The 16,273-nt window shown below is 61.1% G+C and carries 15 protein-coding genes; 8 read left to right on the top strand and 7 right to left on the bottom strand.

From position 1 onward, the window contains the following. Nucleotides 1-925: 925 nt before the first annotated feature. Entirely contained in the window at nt 926-2,662 is a 1,737-nt protein-coding gene (locus tag NKK47_RS12645) for an adenylate/guanylate cyclase domain-containing protein (protein ID WP_352577045.1), read from the top strand. 133 nt (nt 2,663-2,795) lie between these two features. Continuing rightward, nucleotides 2,796-3,284, top strand: a complete 489-nt coding sequence (locus tag NKK47_RS12640) for a GNAT family N-acetyltransferase (RefSeq protein ID WP_352577043.1) — start codon at nt 2,796-2,798, stop codon at nt 3,282-3,284. 548 nt (nt 3,285-3,832) lie between these two features. On the opposite strand, the gene NKK47_RS12635 is transcribed toward NKK47_RS12640, so the two are convergent. The 5 genes from NKK47_RS12635 to NKK47_RS12615 all read right to left on the bottom strand — a co-directional run bounded on the left by NKK47_RS12635 (nt 3,833) and on the right by NKK47_RS12615 (nt 8,533). After that, on the bottom strand, nt 3,833-4,825 hold the full coding sequence (locus NKK47_RS12635; protein WP_352577041.1) for a phosphorylase family protein: 993 nt from the start codon (nt 4,823-4,825) through the stop codon (nt 3,833-3,835). Next, a complete protein-coding gene (locus NKK47_RS12630; RefSeq protein ID WP_352577039.1) occupies nt 4,768-5,559 on the bottom strand; it encodes an ABC transporter permease in 792 nt (263 codons plus the stop codon). The genes NKK47_RS12635 and NKK47_RS12630 overlap by 58 nt, the downstream gene beginning before the upstream one ends. After that, the gene (locus tag NKK47_RS12625) at nt 5,552-6,439 is read right to left on the bottom strand and encodes an ABC transporter permease (protein WP_352577037.1); all 888 of its coding nucleotides are present in this window, start codon (nt 6,437-6,439) and stop codon (nt 5,552-5,554) included. The genes NKK47_RS12630 and NKK47_RS12625 overlap by 8 nt, the downstream gene beginning before the upstream one ends. Beyond that, on the bottom strand, nt 6,436-7,473 hold the full coding sequence (locus tag NKK47_RS12620) for an ABC transporter ATP-binding protein (RefSeq protein ID WP_352577035.1): 1,038 nt from the start codon (nt 7,471-7,473) through the stop codon (nt 6,436-6,438). The genes NKK47_RS12625 and NKK47_RS12620 overlap by 4 nt, the downstream gene beginning before the upstream one ends. Before the next feature lie 127 nt (nt 7,474-7,600). Beyond that, nucleotides 7,601-8,533: an ABC transporter substrate-binding protein gene (locus NKK47_RS12615; RefSeq protein WP_352577033.1), complete on the bottom strand. Its 933-nt coding sequence runs from the start codon at nt 8,531-8,533 to the stop codon at nt 7,601-7,603. A 141-nt stretch (nt 8,534-8,674) separates the two neighbouring features. Between NKK47_RS12615 and NKK47_RS12610 the strand changes: the two genes are divergently transcribed. Then, nucleotides 8,675-9,838 (top strand): LacI family DNA-binding transcriptional regulator, encoded by a 1,164-nt coding sequence (locus NKK47_RS12610; protein ID WP_352454568.1) that lies wholly within the window; start codon nt 8,675-8,677, stop codon nt 9,836-9,838. Between the two features lie 12 nt (nt 9,839-9,850). Here the strand turns inward: NKK47_RS12610 and NKK47_RS12605 are convergent, their stop codons facing one another. Next, nucleotides 9,851-10,435 (bottom strand): TetR/AcrR family transcriptional regulator, encoded by a 585-nt coding sequence (locus tag NKK47_RS12605; protein ID WP_352451959.1) that lies wholly within the window; start codon nt 10,433-10,435, stop codon nt 9,851-9,853. A gap of 106 nt (nt 10,436-10,541) precedes the next feature. On the opposite strand from NKK47_RS12605, the gene NKK47_RS12600 reads away from it, so the two are divergent. From NKK47_RS12600 to NKK47_RS12590, 3 genes are all read left to right on the top strand, one after another. Beyond that, the gene (locus tag NKK47_RS12600; protein WP_352454567.1) at nt 10,542-11,357 is read left to right on the top strand and encodes an oxidoreductase; all 816 of its coding nucleotides are present in this window, start codon (nt 10,542-10,544) and stop codon (nt 11,355-11,357) included. Between the two features lie 86 nt (nt 11,358-11,443). Continuing rightward, nucleotides 11,444-12,391 (top strand): alpha/beta fold hydrolase, encoded by a 948-nt coding sequence (locus NKK47_RS12595; RefSeq protein ID WP_352577032.1) that lies wholly within the window; start codon nt 11,444-11,446, stop codon nt 12,389-12,391. Between the two features lie 5 nt (nt 12,392-12,396). After that, the gene (locus NKK47_RS12590; protein ID WP_352577030.1) at nt 12,397-13,398 is read left to right on the top strand and encodes an NADP-dependent oxidoreductase; all 1,002 of its coding nucleotides are present in this window, start codon (nt 12,397-12,399) and stop codon (nt 13,396-13,398) included. Here the strand turns inward: NKK47_RS12590 and NKK47_RS12585 are convergent. Further along, nucleotides 13,391-14,320, bottom strand: a complete 930-nt coding sequence (locus NKK47_RS12585) for a sugar kinase (RefSeq protein ID WP_352577028.1) — start codon at nt 14,318-14,320, stop codon at nt 13,391-13,393. The genes NKK47_RS12590 and NKK47_RS12585 overlap by 8 nt on opposite strands. Before the next feature lie 157 nt (nt 14,321-14,477). Here NKK47_RS12585 and NKK47_RS12580 point away from each other — a divergent pair, with 157 nt between their 5' ends. Both NKK47_RS12580 and NKK47_RS12575 read left to right on the top strand, forming a co-directional pair. Further along, nucleotides 14,478-14,924, top strand: a complete 447-nt coding sequence (locus NKK47_RS12580) for a FixH family protein (RefSeq protein WP_352577113.1) — start codon at nt 14,478-14,480, stop codon at nt 14,922-14,924. A 7-nt stretch (nt 14,925-14,931) separates the two neighbouring features. Continuing rightward, a complete protein-coding gene (locus NKK47_RS12575) occupies nt 14,932-16,131 on the top strand; it encodes a cytochrome-c peroxidase (protein ID WP_352577026.1) in 1,200 nt (399 codons plus the stop codon). Nucleotides 16,132-16,273: the final 142 nt, after the last annotated feature.

Here is a 16,273-nt window from a genome sequence, read left to right as displayed (position 1 = left end):
GCGCATAGCGCCTGGCCGGGAGGCCGCCGCCAGCCAGACTTACGCGGCGCGTCGTTGAGCGAGGTGGAGACCCGAACGGGCTCGACGAGGGTCCACGGCGGTCACAATGTGGTGGTGGTGATCGCAGTAGACGCGATCCGGCGAAGTTGGCCCAGCACAAAAACGATAGCCGCCGGGTACTGACGGGTCTTCGCTCACCGGGAAGCGGCACTGATAGAGGCCTAGCTGAATGAGAGGGACGTCTCTCGAAGTTAGTCTGATATTTTCAGGCATGATGGTTTCCTAGTTCACAGCAATTGCCGGCTGACGGCCGCAGTGCGACCCGTCGGGGCGAGCTTCTCTCGTTTGGGAGGGCTACGGACCATATGGTGTTGGTAGCACCGTCAATGAAGCCCGACGCCCTGCTTCTGAAGCCAATAGTTTGCGACTTAAGGCCACACCCGCGAACGCATTGGCAATCTACCATCGTGTCCCCGAGGCACCCGCCCGCCGGTGTTTGTCGGCGGCGGGGCACTGGCTTGTAGCCCCCTATGAGACGCGCTCTGCCGACACCCTCGTTCACAGTCCGGACCACCTCATGCCGGGTCGCTCTAGCCGCCAAAACCCAAATCACTCTAAGACGACCGAGTTCCGACCCTTGCAGTCGATCAGTTGCGAGCGTCGCATGACGCGATCTGACCCTGAGCTGCCCTTCGTCAGCCCATTTTACCCCCGATAGCCGACATTCGCGGCACTCGGCACTGACGCCTTGCTGACCTTCTCCAAGACGAGCCCCAAGCGCAAGTCGTGGCCCCAGTGGGGACAATCGACAGGCGCGATCACCCTATGTAGCTGCTTGGCGATCGAGCCTCGAAGTCAACCTGATAGACTTTTGAAATGGGCGGCATAAAATTCGCTCTTCTGCTTTCAATGAAAGCAACGCGAAATGGCCGAAGAACGCGCCCAACGCCGCCTTGCCGCCATATTGGCTGCCGACGTGGTGGGCTACAGTCGACTTCTGGACCTGGACGAGCAAGGAACGTTGGCCGCTTTAAGGAGGAGGAGGAAGGAAATCCTCGAACCACTCGTCCGCGACCGTCATGGCCGTATTGTGAAAGTGATGGGTGATGGCGTTCTGGTCGAGTTCGGAAGCGCGGTGAACGCCGTGTCATGCGCCGTGGACCTTCAGAAGCGGATGGCGGCCGCAAACGAGGGTGTGACCGCCGACCGGAGAATCTACCTGCATATCGGCATCAATCTGGGCGATGTCGTTGTCGAGGACGGCGATCTGTTCGGCGACGGCGTCATTGTCGCAGTGCGGCTCCAGGCAATGGCCGGGGCAGGAGATGTCTGTGTGTCCGGCAGCGTCTACGACCAAGTCAAGCGGAAGCTCGATTGCGGCTTCGACGAACTTGGTCCGCAAGCGATCAAGAACGTCACCGAACCAGTGTCTGTCTACCGGATCCGGCTGTCGACCGCATCGGACGATGGCGGGCTCGCGGAGAAAGCGCCTCTGCAGCTCCCCGCCAAGCCCTCCATTGCCGTCCTCCCCTTTACGAACATGAGCAATGATCCGGAGCAGGAGGCATTTGTCGATGGCCTCACCGAAGACTTGATCACGGATCTGTCGAGGACAAGCGAGTTGTTCGTCATCGCCAGCAACTCGGCATTTGCATACAAAGGCAGGCACGTGGATGTGCGTCGCATCGCGCGAGAACTGGGAGTTCGCCATCTTCTTGAAGGTAGTGCACGGCGGGCCGCTGGACGGGTGCGTATCAACGCCCAACTGATCGACGCGATCGCGGGTGACCACCTTTGGGCCGAAAGATTCGACCGGAGCCTAGAGGATATCTTCGCCGTTCAGGACGAGGTGACCGGCAAGATTGTCGAGGCTCTGGTTGGCCGCCTGACCACCGCGCCGGCGCGCAACAGACCGAGCAACCTGGAGGCCTATGATCTCTGTGTGCGTGCCCGGGTCCTTGGCCTGCAAACGGCGCTCACCGCGAAAGAGGCCATTTTGCTGCTAGACCGGGCAATCGCGCTCGACCCGGAATACGCGGAGGCGCACCGTTGGCTGGCACTCAACCTCTGGCTGGGCTGGGAGTTCTGGGACGAACCGATGGACCCCAACCGCGCAAGAGCGCTCGCCGAAGCACAGCTGGCGGTCGAACTCGACCCGAACGACGCCGGGAACAGATGGGTATTGGGCGTCATACTTGGACATGAGAGTCGCTGGGTGGAATCGGATGCCGAATTCGATGCTGCCCACGAGTTGGACCCCAACCACGCCGACGCTTGGGCAATGCAGGCCGAGTTGACGACGGAAAAGGGCCGACCTGCCGAAGCCATAGAGCAGGTCCGCAGGGCACTGCGACTCAACCCTCACCCGCCCGGTTGGTATTACTGGATGTTGGGCCAGGCCCAATATGCCATGGGCGACTACGAATCCGCGATCCAAACGCTGCGCAGGCCCGAAACCTATCGCACGACTTCACGACGCCTGCTTGCAGCAAGCCTTGCGCAACTTGGCCGTTTGGAGGAAGCGCGCTGGGAGGCGAAAATGTTCATGATAAGCAATCCGCACTTCACTATCCGGCACTGGTCGGATTCGCAGCCATTCCCAGCCGAAGACGTGCGCCGGCATATCGTGGAAGGTTATCGCATGGCGGGGCTGCCAGAATGACTGTCATTGGTTATACCTTCGGCCTGCTGTCGACAGGCGTCCCAAGGCTGCCGCAGCAGCGAATATTTTGGTCTTCTGACGGAACGAAATTCGCCATATCGTGCGTTTGTTTCGCCTCATGGTGTGCTTGAACATGGCCAGTGAAGATTTTCGGCACCGGATAGCGCGACGCGAGGACCTCGCCTTCATGATTGCGCTCATGGATGCAGCGATCTCCGAACTCCAGAAACCGTTTCTCGACGATGACCAGATCCGATCCAGCCGCGCAATCATGGGGCTGGACACGCAGCTTGTCGATGATGGCACCTATTTCGTCGTGGAGCACGACGGCGTCCTGGCAGGGTGCGGTGGCTGGAGCCGGCGCACGACCATGTATGGTGGTGATCAGTCACCGGGACGCAACGCGGCACTGCTTGATCCAGCCACGGACGCGGCGCGTATCAGAGCCATGTATACGCATCCGGACTTTGTCCGGCGAGGCGTCGGCCGCCTTATCCTTTCACTGTGTGAACGTGCCGCTAAGGCTGAGGGCTTCCGCCGTGCCGATCTGGCAGCCACGATGGCAGGAGAGCCGCTCTATCGAGCCTGCGGCTACCAACCCCGCCGAGAAATTCGTCGATGACCGTGGCGGCGCTCCGGTTCCGATCCTGATGATGAGCAAGACGCTCTGAGCTACGCTCAAAGGCCACTCGCTCGCGGCTGGCACTCGCTCCGGCCAGTATGGCAGGAGGAGGATGCTGGAGATTGAACCAGGCCATCTCGAACGAAACAGTACTTCGCCTGTACTTCCGCTCCATGGTCGAGTCGCGACCGACGTGGAGGTTTTCGCGAACGTCTCGAGATGGCGCACGTGGTAGGGTGGCGCGTTGAGTTTAACCGGATCAAACGACCATCCGCTTCGGGTCCGCATCAGGTCGTAGCGAGAACGACCGCAATGGTGAAGCGCCATGATTGTCAGCAAATGGCGCTCTGTGCTCATTCCCGCCGACTAATTCAAACGGCAAATTCCGCCCATCCGGGCCATTGGCGGCAGCCAGTCTGATTGAGTTTTGATCCTAATCCTCAAACGCCGCCCTCAGCGTTTCGAACGTCGCAAACACGCCCAATGCAGCGCCCTCGGGATTCTTGGTCGGTGGCAGAGCTTCAGCTATCCGGCGCACCAAGGTCGTCTCAGAACCGGCTGGAGCGTTCTTTCGGCTGAGGCGACTTCAAGCCGTGACAGGAGCATTCCGGATCAGCGGGAAGTCGCGCGGCGGTCTCCAGCGCGACCCGCGAGGCCGTCATGGAGAGACTGGGCAGCACGTCCTCCTGCAGCAATTTCTGGCGATTGCGATCCATATAGTCGTTGAAGCCCGCCGTCACGAACGCGCAAGGCACGAAACACGCGCCGATCTCGCGCGACAGGGTCGCCTCAGGGGCGATGGAATGGTTGAGTACATCCGCCCCCATGCCCCGATACGCCAAGGCTTCGGCAGGCGTTGTCAGCCGCGGCCCATAACAATGGGCAGCCACCAACTGCTGTTCGATGCCATAAACGCGGCATTCGGCTGGCCAATGACGGCGCGCCGTTTCGACCAGAACCGCCGCACATCTTGGACACACGATTTGCTTGCCCGAACAGTCAAAGCTCTGACGGTCAGGAAGCAGTGAAAACGGGGTCTGCGTCAGTTCGATGATATCGGCGGTCACCACCATGTCGCCCGGCTGGATCGCCTTGTTGACGGCGCCTACAGTCGAGCAGGCGAGAACTTGCCGTACACCCGCCCGCATCAATACCCAGAACGCGCGGCGATGGCAGGAATGGTCGATACGGTCGCGGGGATTGCCGTGCGAATACATGCACAGCGCGCGTTTTGCTCTCCCTTCGGCTGTGATCGACGCATCGAACTCGAGCAGCTTCCAGTTGTCGGTGCGACCAAAAGGTGTTTCAAAACTCATGTCGCGCCGCAAGGTGCGCACACCATCGAATTCGACATCTTCCGGGAAGGCAAGCCCCCAGTTTGCCGACCCGGTGATGATGGCCAACCCTACCTGAGGGATGTCCGTCGAATGATCCGTCAGATCGTCGGCTGCATGGTAATTGGTGGGCATGTTTCCAGTCTCGGTCAGGATTTTTGGCGAAGGGTCACAATCAGGACCACGGCCACGACGATGACGGTCCACAATGTCGAGATCGCCGCAATGGTCGGATCGATCTGATCGCGCAGCGACAGGAACATAAGCTTCGGCATCGTGCTGTTGCGACCACTTGCGATGAAGATCGAAATCACAGACTCGTCGAGCGAAGTCAGGAACGCCATCAATGTCGCCGACAGCAAGCTGATCCGAAGTTGCGGAACGATGATTCCGCCAATGGACCTGGCCCAGTTTGCACCGAGGCTGCGCGCCGCCTGAACCTGGTTCCAGTCAAAGCGGGCGAGAGCGGGTAGCAACACGATGCAGGCGACCGGAACGGCCAGCACCACATGTCCGACCAGCACACCGAATAGCGTTCCGATCAGATGTTGTGCGGCCAACACAAAGAAGAGACCGATCGCAAGCAGGATACCTGGGGTGATCGAGGGGGTCAGCAGGACGCTCTGGATGGCCGCAGCGGTCTTTCCGCCCAGCCGATTCATTGAAATGCAGGCGAGCAGCGCGAAAGGCACCGCGATCGACGCCGTCAACGTCCCAAGGATCAAACTCGTTCTGAGAGCGGCCATCCACGTTGCCGAGCCGAAGAAGTTCTCGTACCAGCGCAACGAGTAGGCGTGCGGCGGAAACTCGAGGAGATTCGACGCCGAAAAGGAAAGCGGCACCACCACGAGCGTCGGCAGCATCAGAAATGCCATGACAAGAGCGGCAAAGCTCCAGAGCAAAATGCGGGCGAGCCTGTTTTGCGGATAGGCTTCAAGCATGGGAGGCTTCCACGGTGTTCTGGGCCACCAGACGGCGTGCCGCCAGCAACATCACACCGATCAGCGCCATAAGAACGAGGAGCAGAATGCCCAGGACGCTTGCCGACCCCCAGTCCTGAAAGGTCGATAGTGTACGCTCGATCCGGGTAGAGAGCGGATTTACCTTGCCGCCGCCAAGCACCGCCGGCGTGATGAAAAAACCTATGGCGTAGATGAGGACGATGATCGAACCCGAGAAGATGCCGCCCGCCGAAAGCGGCATAATGACTGTGCGGATGACCTGCCTGAGAGTGGCTCCCATGCTCGCAGCCGCGCGAATGAGATTTGGGTCGATATCGCGCATCGCAGCATAAACAGGCAGCAGAAAAAGTGGCAGCATGTAGTGCACCATGCCGATGAGCGTTCCCGTGAAGTTGTAGACCAGCGGCAATGGCTCCGCCGTCAGGCCTGAACCGGTCAAAGCCGCGTTGATCAGGCCGTCGCGCCGCAAGAGCACGAGCCAACCATAGGTACGCACCAGAATAGAGGTCCACAGCGGCAGCATGACGAACGCCATGAGCACGTTGGCCAGCCTTGGTCTGACGCTGGCTAGCGCCAGCGCCAGAGGAGTGCCGAGGAGAATGCAGCCCGCCAGCGTACCCAAGGACAGTTCGAGGGTCGTGACGAGCGCCGACCACGTCAGTCCGCTCGAAAGGACCTTCTGGTAGTTGCCGACGGTGTACTCACCCCCGGTGGTCAGGAAGGATTGCCGGATGATCCAAAGGATGGGCAGTATCGCCGCCAGTCCAACGATGAACAGCGCCGGGAGCGAAAGTGAAAGAAAAAACCGCCGCTCGCGCCGCGCATCCGCCGCGAGCACCGGGTCTCGGACGACGGTCACGCCATCGCTCCCGGTATCGCGTGAACCTTCGCTGCCGGTGCATATGCGGTCATCCGCTGACCGGCGGCAAGCTCGGCGCAGCCGCCGGCCAGCGCTGCCGGAATGCAGACAAGAACCTCTTGCCCGCCGTCAAGCGCCAGCGTCAAAAGCCAGTTCTCGCCGCGGAACGCTTTGGCGCGCAGTATTCCTTCGAGAGCCACTCCGTCTCCCCCGACGAGCTTCGCATCAAGATGGAAGCTTTCGGCGCGGATCATCAGGGTTTCGCGTGATGCTTCGGCGCCGTCGATTCTGCGCGCTGAGCCCGGGGCCACAATGTTGGCCTCGCCCATGAACTCCGCGACGAAGCGGGTCGATGGACGATCATAAATCCGCTGCGGCGTATCTATCTGCTGGATGCGGCCAGAATTCATCACCGCAATCCGGTCAGACATAATCAGCGCTTCGCGCTGGTCGTGGGTTACATAGATCGTGGTGATCCGTAGATGATCATGCAGACGCCGGATCTCATACTGCATGGTCTCGCGCAGGTTCTTGTCGAGCGCCGACAGCGGCTCGTCCATCAACATCACGCGCGGTTCGAAGACGATAGCCCGCGCCAATGCCACCCGTTGACGTTGGCCGCCGGATAGTGCGGCAATATTGCGCTCCGCCAGACCATCCAGCTTCACGCGGGCCAAGGTATCAAGCGCCCGCTGACGCGCCTCCGCTCTCGGTACCTTGCGCAGCACCAGCGGATACGCGACGTTCGCCAGGACATTCATGTGGGGAAACAAGGCGTAATTCTGGAATACTATGCCGATGTCTCGTTTGTTGGGCGGCAGGCGGGTGATGTCTCGATCGCCCAAGAAAAGTTTACCGAAATCCGGCCGGATAAAACCGGCCAGAGCCATGAGTAACGTGGTCTTGCCCGATCCCGATGGCCCTAGCAGCGTGAGGAATTCGCCAGCCTGAATGTCGAGCGAAACATCATCCAGTGCGACGTAGGACCCATAAGCCTTGTGCACGCTTTCGATGGTGATCGCGAGCGACTTCATGATGTGCTCCAGCCTTGAAGCGCGTCGCGTTCGACCGGCTTCACGCGACGCGCTTTAGGTTCTTGTTTTCATGCATGTCGTTGTCGCGCGCTGCACATTTTTGCGCGACATGCGTTACAGCTGAGACTCAGCGGGCCATCATCTCATCGAAGGCTTTTTGGGCAGCCTCGCCGTTCTTGACCCACCATTCTGAATTCGAAAACACCGAAGTGCCAGCATTTTCAGGCGCGGTCGCAAGGGTCTTCAGACGGTCCCCGGGAATAAGGCCACCCTCATATGCCGCAGGATTGACTGGGCCGTAGGCAATGAAATCGGTCAGCTTCGCAACCCGCGCGGGCTGCGTCATCGCTGCGATGAGCTTCATCGCGGCTTCCTTGTTCGGCGCTCCCTTCGGCACCCCAAGACAGTCCGTGCCGATGACCGAACCCTTGAACGTGTAGTCAGCCGCGCCGCCATCAGCTTTCACGGTTTGGGCGCGTCCGTTCCAGGTAATGACCAAATCCGCCTCACCGTCTTTCAGCAACTGCGCGGACTGGGCGCCCGAGGTCCACCACACGGCGACATCTGGTTTGATCGCTTCAAGCCGCTTGATGGCGCGCTCTAGCCCTTCCGGGGTGCTGAGCACGGAATAGACGTCCGCCGGTGCCACGCCATCGGAGAGAAGCGCGATCTCGATCGAGTCTTGCGCATTGGCGCGCAACGCGCGACGGCCAGAAAATTTGGCAACATCCCAGAATTCCGCCCACGTCTTCGGCGGGTTCTCGCCATAGGTCTTGGTGTTCCACGACATGACGGTGCCATAGGAGTCGAACGGATAGCAGTAGTCGGACTTCGCGCCGTCCGGCACGGATTTCGGATCGATGATCTTGTAGTCGAGCGGCTCCAGCAGCGATTGTGCGGCCGCCTGGGCACCTTCCGGCGAACCCAGGTGAATGACGTCGGTCGTGACCGCACCCGAGGTGACCTGCATCTTCAGGGCGGCCAGGCCGTCGCTTAGGGTCTCCTCGCGGACATCATAGCCAAGCTCTTTTGCAGCAGGGCCCCACATGGCTTCCTTCATGGCGTTGCCATAGTCGCCGCCTGCGGTGGTGATGGTGACCGTCTGCGCATGAACGGGCAGGGCAGCCGAGATTGCGAATGCTGTTAAGGAAATGCGTAGCCAGGACATAGGTTCTCCTCCCCAACTTTTATGGAATATCGCTTGAAAGAGCCATTATTTTGTAATCGTAACGTTACGATTGCATCTGAATACGCCGGAGTCAAGCTCCTTGCTGCGGGAGTTTGGATTGACCGGGATGTCGAATTCGGTAACGTTATGGCGGTCAGCAAATCAGCCGGCGCTTTCGCAAATGAAGTCGGGCGAACAATGGCCAATCTAAAGCAGATCGCCGCTGAACTTTCCCTGTCGGTGACCACCGTATCCCGCGCTCTGAAGGATGGGCCGGAGGTGCAGCCCTCGACCATAGCCCGCGTCAAGGAGGCGGCTAAGCGGGTCGGCTATTTACCAAATCATCATGGTCGCGCGCTCAAAACCGGTCGAACGCAGACGCTGACGGCCGTACTCCCGATGGAAACACGAGACCATCTGTCCGATCTATTAAAGCTTCCTTTAATCGAAGGCATGACGCTGGCGGCGCGGCAAGCCGGTTATAGTCTGTCCATCTATTCCACCACTCCCGACGACGATCCCGTTGAGAGTGTGCAGCGGCAGCTTCAGGCGCACAGCGCAGACGGCCTGGTCATCACGCGCCTGGTGTCGGCTGATCCGCGCGTCAAGCTGCTGCTGGATAAACGCATGCCGTTCGTCGCGTTTGGAAGAACCGACCTGGATATCGCGTATCCTTACGTCGATGTCGACAATGAACAGATTGCCTACGAGGCGACCCGGCGGCTCATGGATAAGGGCTGTCGACGTATTGCGCTGCAACTTCTCGTTCCGGAGGACCAGGCGAGTGCCACGCGTCTTTCCGGGTATGGAAGGGCAATGGCCGAGGCTGGCATTCCGATCGACCCATCGTTGATCGGTCATGGCATGTTCACCATGGAATCGAGCGCAGGCTGGTTCGATCGCTTGCTGGCGTCATCAGATCCGCCAACGGGCTTGGCGTGCGCCAACGAACTGGGCCTTCTGGGAGCGTTGCACGCTCTCGGCAAGCGGGGTCTTACACCAGGCCGCGACGTCCACATCGTCACCCGTGACAGCACACGGCTGGCACGCTTCCTGCCGGCAAAGATCGGAGTTCATTCCGTGGATATGGCGGGTGTTGGACGCAAACTTATCGAAGTCCTGGTTAGCCGGATCATCAATCCGCTTGGGCCGGTGGAGACAGTCTTGGTGCAAGGCAGATTCGAGCCGGCCGAATAATCCGGGCTGCCATCAGGAGGCCACCTCGTCTTGAACCGGCCGGATCAGCGCCTTTGCGGCAGCTGCTCCCGCCGCTAGGATACGATCCGATAATTCCGTTCCTTCCACGGCGCGCGCGAGTTGAAGCGCGCCGATGAGCGTTGCAAACATGCCCAACGCAGCGCCCTCGGGATCGTTCGTCTGCGGCAGAGCTTCAGCTATCTGGCGCACCAGGGATTGAGCGCGCTCGGCATAGAGGGCTCGCGTTTCAGGCGGCTGCCGCGCGATTTCCGGCAACAACGCGGCCGAAGCGCAACCCTTTCCAGGATTGTCCCGGTGCTCGGCCGATAGATACGTCTCTATGGCCATTTCCGGACCGCCGGCGGCCAATGCTTCCTGCACTTCATGCGACTGCGCGTCCAAGGCCGCCGCCACGCTTTCACGGACGAGCTCCGCCTTCGACTGGAAGTGCGGATAGAAGGCGCCGTTCGTCAGCCCGGCGTCGCTCATGATGGTTGCCAGCCCGGACGCCGCGATGCCGTCAGATCGAAAACGTTCGGCGGCGACCTCCATGATCCGGCTGCGTGACGCGTCTTTTCGGCCCTTTTCGTAGCGCATGGTCTTTCTTTCCTGTCCTGCTATTGCATTATGCTCATAATCTGATATTACGATCATAATTCAATTCGCGGAAATAAGCTAGACCTCTCGAACCTGGAACATCAAAATGAATGGGAATTCTGAAAAGACCGCAATCGTGACCGGAGCCTCCTCGGGCATCGGCCGCGCCAGCGCCGAGGCCTTGGCGCGGGCGGGTTTCACTGTCTTCGGGACAAGTCGCCGCAAGACCAGTAATGGTCCGGGCGGAGTGACCATGCTGGCATGCGACGTGACCGATGATGCGGCCGTCAATGCGCTCGTTGCCAACGTGCTCGCGCAGACCGGCCGGATCGATCTCCTGGTCAACAATGCCGGTGTCGGTCTGCTAGGCGGCGCCGAGGAATCCTCGGTCGCACAGGTACAAGCCCTGTTCGACGTCAATCTGTTCGGCGTCATGCGGATGACCAATGCGGTGTTGCCGTCGATGCGGCGGCGCGGCGAAGGGCGCATCATCAATATCGGCTCGATTCTGGGACTGGTACCCGCGCCATACTCAGCTCATTACTCGGCGGTCAAGCACGCGCTCGAAGGCTATTCGGAATCGCTCGACCACGAGGTGCGCGCCTTCAACGTCCGCGTTTCCGTCATCGAGCCGGCATTCGTGCGCACCGTCTTCGACCAGAACGGCATCGAGCCGGATTCGCTGTTGAAGGAATACGATCGGGCTCGAGCCGGGTTCAAGGCGCTGCTGGGCGATGTGATGCCCAAGGCCGATCGGCCGGAAGTGGTGGCGGATGTGGTTGTCAAGGCAGCGACCGATGCCCGTCCGCGGCGGCGCTATACCGCTGGCAAGGCAGCGCGCCAGGTCAGCCTGCTGCGCCGCTTTGCCCCCGCGGGGATTTTCGACAAGAGCCTGCGCAAGCAGTTCCGACTGCCGGTCTGAACAACGGTGAGCCAGAGGATTTCACGCGCATGCGACTAGCAACCACAACACGTTTGGCCAGGCCCTACGAAACGGAGGCGCCAAGCATGATACATAGATTCAATCATCTACCCGGTTCACCGGCATTGTTCCAGGACGCGCCAACGCTCTCGATCGATGTCGGCGGCACAGCCTTTGCTTACAGGGAACTCGGGCCCAGGGCGGGCGTGCCGGTGATCCTGCTCAACCATCTGGCTGCTCAGCTGGACAATTTTGATCCGCGCATCGTCGATGGCCTCGCTGCGACCCGGCGGGTAATTGCCTTCGACAATCGCGGCATCGGTGCTTCGGGTGGCAAAACTCCGTCGACCATTTCCGGCATGGCGCGGGATGCAATCGCCTTTGTCCGGGCGCTGGGGTTCGAAGAAGTCGATCTCTTCGGCTTTTCACTCGGCGGCTTCGTGGCGCAAGAGATTGTGCTGACCGAGCCCAAGCTTGTGCGCAAACTCATCCTGGCTGGCACGGGGCCGGCCGGTGGGCAAGGCATCGACAAGGTGACGCCGCTGACGATCGTGGACATGATCAAGGGCGCGCTGACTTTTCGGGATCCGAAGTACTATCTCTTCTTCACAAGAACGCCGAATGGGCGCCGCGCCGCAAACGCATTTCTGCAACGGTTGAAAGAGCGCCGGAATAACCGGGACAAAGCGGTATCGCTGAGCGCGTTCGGCGCGCAACTCAAGGCGATCAAGGCCTATGGACTCCAGGCGCCTCAAGACCTGAGCACCATCCGCATTCCCACTTTGGTTGCGAATGGCGACCAGGACAGGATGGTGCCGAGCAGCAATACCTATGATCTCGCCGGGCGTATCCCGGGGGCGCATCTGGTTATCTATCCGGATGCCGGGCATGGCGGGATATTTCAGAACTACGCCGATTTTGTCCCGAAGGCCCTGTCCTTCCTCGAGGCTGAGGCCTTGCCGCAGGGCGGCCATGCAGCTGAAAACGTTCGGCTTGTTTCATCCCGAACAGCAACAGACATTCTTAGAAAGTAACTGCCATGAAGGCATTCGTTGTCGATAAGTATAATAAAAAGGGCACCCTGCGGCTGGCCGAAATGCCGGAGCCGGAGCTCCAGGATAGCGATGTCTTGGTCGAGGTCCATGCCGCAGGGGTGAACCTGCTCGATTCCAAGGTCAAAACCGGAGAATTCAAGCTCATCCTGCCCTACCGCCGGCCCTTCATCCTGGGCCACGACGTGGCTGGGAAGGTTATCCGCGTGGGATCGAAAGTCAGCAAGTTCAAGGCCGGCGACGAGGTCTATGCGCGGCCGCGCGACGGCCGGATTGGGACATTCGCCGAATTCATTGCCGTGAATGAGGCCGACGTAGCCTTGAAGCCCGGGAATCTCAGTATGGAAGAGGCGGCGTCGATTCCCCTGGTCGGTCTCACCGCCTGGCAGACGCTCATCGAACGGGCAAACCTGAAGAAGGGACAGAAGGTCTTCATTCAGGCTGGTTCCGGCGGCGTCGGGACATTTGCTATTCAGTTAGCCAAGCACCTCGGCGCGACCGTTGCGACAACCGCGAGCGCGGCGAGTGCCGATCTGGTCAAAAGTCTCGGCGCCGATGTCGTCGTCGACTACAGGAAAGACGACTTCGAGAAAGTTCTGTCGGGCTACGATGTCGTCTTGAACAGCCAGGACGCCAAGACACTGGAAGAATCCCTGAGCGTGCTGAAACCGGGTGGCAAGCTCATCTCCATCTCCGGTCCACCGGATCCCGAATTTGCCAGGGAAAAGGGACTGAACTTGATGCTGAGGCTGGTGCTGCGCTTCCTGAGTCGCGGAATTCGGGCCAAAGCCAAGCGCCGTGGCGTGCAGTTTTCGTTCCTTTTCATGTGGGCGCAGGGCGATCAGCTGAGCAAAATCACCGCTCTCATCGAAGCCGGCGCGATCCGCCCGGTTGTGGATCGGGTCTTCCCATTCGAAGCGACCAATGACGCTCTGGCCTATGTCGAAACAGGACGCGCCAAGGGCAAGGTCGTCATCAAGGTCAGATAGCAGTTGCCTCGAACGCAGCCTTGAGCGTCTCGAACGGCGCCAGGGCGCCGCGCACCTGCACGACGGCGGCGGCGACGCGATGGGCGCGCAGCACCGCCTCTGCGGGGGCATGGCCGGCAAGGCGAGCGGCGAGATAGGCGCCGTTGAAGGAGTCGCCGGCGCCGGTGGTGTCGACCGGGGTGGCGACGTGTACCGCCGGTACCGATTGCAAGGTTCCGTTTTGCGCGATCAGCGCCGGTTCCTCGCCGTTCTTGACGACGACTTCGCCGACCAGCTTTCGCAGCCGTTCAGCTGTTTTCTGCGGTGTCGTATCACCAAACAGCATCTGCTCGTCGGGAAAGGTCGGGAGCGCGATGTCGGCGACGGCGAGCGCCTCGAGGATCGCGGCCTGCGCTTCCTCGCTTTGGCGCCATAGCCGCGGCCGGTAATTGGGGTCGAAGGCAATCAGCGAGCCGGCCGCGCGCGCCTTGGCCACGGCCGTCAGCAGGACCTTGCGTGCGTCGTCGTCGAGGATTGCCAAAGTTATACCGGAAAAATAGACAAGCGCCTGGTTTTCAAGGCTTTTCTGCAAAGCGGCTGAGTCCGAAGCCAACTGCCTTGCGGCCGCATCGGCGCGCCAATAGGTGAAAGAACGTTCGGCGCCGGTCAGCGTGATCGCATAGAGGCCGGGGCGGGCGCCCGCTATCACCGGGCTGGCGCCGATGCCGATGCCGTTCTCGGCCAGGAACTTGATCTGGTCGCGTGAGAACGGGTCGTCGCCGAAGGCCGACACATAGGTCGCCGGCCGCTCGCCGCTCAAGGCATGCAGCGCCCACAAAGTGTTGAACGTGTCGCCGGCAAAGCCCATGCGCCAGTTCGGCCCGGCCTGGCCCGAAAGCTCGAGCATGCACTCGCCGATCGAGGCGATGCCGTTTCCTGCCATGAAGCACTCCTCCATCCTGCAATTGCGGTGCTGTAGCTTTTTGCAGCCGGCAGCGCCATGCTTGGCGACGGCGGATTCTTGCACTGGGGGCGATTTCCCACAGGGGCGTGGGACGCGATCTGCCCAGCGAAACGTTATCCGCAGAACAGGAATGGGTTTGGCATCGTTATGGCGTTATCTTCTTGGAGGCCTCGGCCTGGCTGCCTTGCTCGCCGGCGTGCTGGCAATCGTCTATCTGACGGCGCCGCATGCGCCGCAACCAAGCTCGGATGTCGGCCGTTCCAAGACGACGGCGAACAAGCTGTTCGTGGCGACTTTCGAGCCCGAGAAAGGCGTCATCCGGCAGGGCGAACTGGAATCCTGGCTGCTCACGCTCAAAACCGTCGAGAGTGCGCCGGTGGAAGGTGCTGCGATAACGATTTCCGGCGGCATGCCGCAGCACAAGCACGGTCTGCCGACCAGCCCGCAGGCGACCGATTACCTCGGCGCGGGGCGCTATCGCATCGACGGGGTCAAATTCACGATGAGCGGGTGGTGGCAATTGCATTTTGCCATTTCCGCTGCGGCCGGTTCGGACACTGTCGTCTTCAATGTGGTGCTGTGAGCCACTGATGAGCCGGTTTCCCAGTCTTCTCGCGTTGCTGGTGGTGGCCGTGCTTGCCGGCTGCGGCAGACCGGAGTTTTCCGATGCCGAAAAGCAGACCATCGCCTCGCTGGCGCTGTCCAAGCTGCCGCCACTGAAGCCCGATACCACCAATCGCTTCGCCGATGTGCCGGCCGCCGCGGCACTCGGCTCGACGCTGTTTTTCGACACCGGGATGAGCGGCGACGGCACGGTATCGTGCTCGACCTGCCACAAGATCGACCGGCAGTTCCAGGACGACCTGCCGCAAGCGGTCGGCGTCGGCCGCACCAACCGTCGTACCATGCCGTTGGCCGGCGTCGCGCATGATCCCTGGTTCTTCTGGGACGGGCGGCGCGACAGCCTGTGGGCGCAAGCGCTGACACCGCTCGAAAATCCGCTGGAGCAGGCCGGCAACCGCGCCGCCTTCGCGCATTACATCAAGGCCCGCTTCGGCGAGCGCTACGAGCGCATCTTCGGGCCGCTGCCGGACCTTTCGGGCGTGCCGGCCAATGCCGGCCCGCTCGGCACCGATGCCGAGAAGGCGGCCTGGAACGCCATGCCCGCCAGCCAAGCCGAGGACGTCAACCGCGTCTTTGCCAATATCGGCAAGGCGATCGCTGCCTTCGAGCGCTCGATCGCGCCGCCGCAGACACGCTTCGACCGCTTTGCCATCGACCTGGCTGCGGGCGCCGAGCCGAAAGGCGGCGCCGCCTTTTCGCCGGAGGAAATCCTTGGCCTGAAGCTGTTCATCGGCAAGGCCAATTGCGTGACCTGCCACAATGGCCCGCGTTTTACCGACGGCAGCTTCCACAACACCGGCGTGCCGCCGGTCGCGGGCCTGCCGCCGGATCGCGGCCGCGTCGAGGCGGTGGCGCAGGTCGAGGCCGATCCGTTCAACTGTTTCGGCGCCTTTCGCGACGGCGATGCCAGCGCCTGCCGCGAGTTGCGCTTCATGGTCAAGACCGGGCCGGAACTCGTCCGCGCCTACAAGACGCCGTCGCTGCGCGGTGGCGCCACCCGTCCGCCCTACATGCATGCCGGGCAGTTTTCCTCGCTGGACGAGGTGGTGGCGCATTATTCGAAGGCGCCGGCAAGTGTCGAGGGTGTGTCAGAGGTCCACCCGCTGCAGCTTTCGGACCGCGAGCGCGCGGCGCTGGTGGCGTTCCTGAAGACGCTGGCGGAGTGAAGGCGGCGGGGTAGCGATCCTTCGCGCCCCCCTCTGTCCTGCCGGACATCTCCCCCTCTAGAGCGTCGGACGTTCAGTTTGAATCGCGAGGGATTCCAGTGAGGCGTGGTTCATGATTCACTTCCTGTAGGAGGTGATTTGC

Origin of the sequence: Mesorhizobium sp. M0019 (assembly GCF_040323975.1) — a bacterium.
Classification (GTDB): Bacteria; Pseudomonadota; Alphaproteobacteria; order Rhizobiales; family Rhizobiaceae; genus Mesorhizobium.
This window is presented reverse-complemented; position numbering and strand designations above follow the sequence as displayed.

Bases quoted from the DNA above. Each gene is read 5' to 3' on its own strand.
- NKK47_RS12645 (WP_352577045.1), top strand. From the start codon at position 926: ATGGCCGAAGAACGCGCCCAACGCCGCCTTGCCGCCATATTGGCTGCC.
- NKK47_RS12640 (WP_352577043.1), top strand. From the start codon at position 2,796: ATGGCCAGTGAAGATTTTCGGCACCGGATAGCGCGACGCGAGGACCTC.
- NKK47_RS12630 (WP_352577039.1), bottom strand. From the start codon at position 5,559: ATGCTTGAAGCCTATCCGCAAAACAGGCTCGCCCGCATTTTGCTCTGG.
- NKK47_RS12620 (WP_352577035.1), bottom strand. From the start codon at position 7,473: ATGAAGTCGCTCGCGATCACCATCGAAAGCGTGCACAAGGCTTATGGG.
- NKK47_RS12615 (WP_352577033.1), bottom strand. From the start codon at position 8,533: ATGAAGGAAGCCATGTGGGGCCCTGCTGCAAAAGAGCTTGGCTATGAT.
- NKK47_RS12605 (WP_352451959.1), bottom strand. From the start codon at position 10,435: ATGCGCTACGAAAAGGGCCGAAAAGACGCGTCACGCAGCCGGATCATG.
- NKK47_RS12600 (WP_352454567.1), top strand. From the start codon at position 10,542: ATGAATGGGAATTCTGAAAAGACCGCAATCGTGACCGGAGCCTCCTCG.
- NKK47_RS12595 (WP_352577032.1), top strand. From the start codon at position 11,444: ATGATACATAGATTCAATCATCTACCCGGTTCACCGGCATTGTTCCAG.
- NKK47_RS12590 (WP_352577030.1), top strand. From the start codon at position 12,397: ATGAAGGCATTCGTTGTCGATAAGTATAATAAAAAGGGCACCCTGCGG.
- NKK47_RS12585 (WP_352577028.1), bottom strand. From the start codon at position 14,320: ATGGCAGGAAACGGCATCGCCTCGATCGGCGAGTGCATGCTCGAGCTT.
- NKK47_RS12575 (WP_352577026.1), top strand. From the start codon at position 14,932: ATGAGCCGGTTTCCCAGTCTTCTCGCGTTGCTGGTGGTGGCCGTGCTT.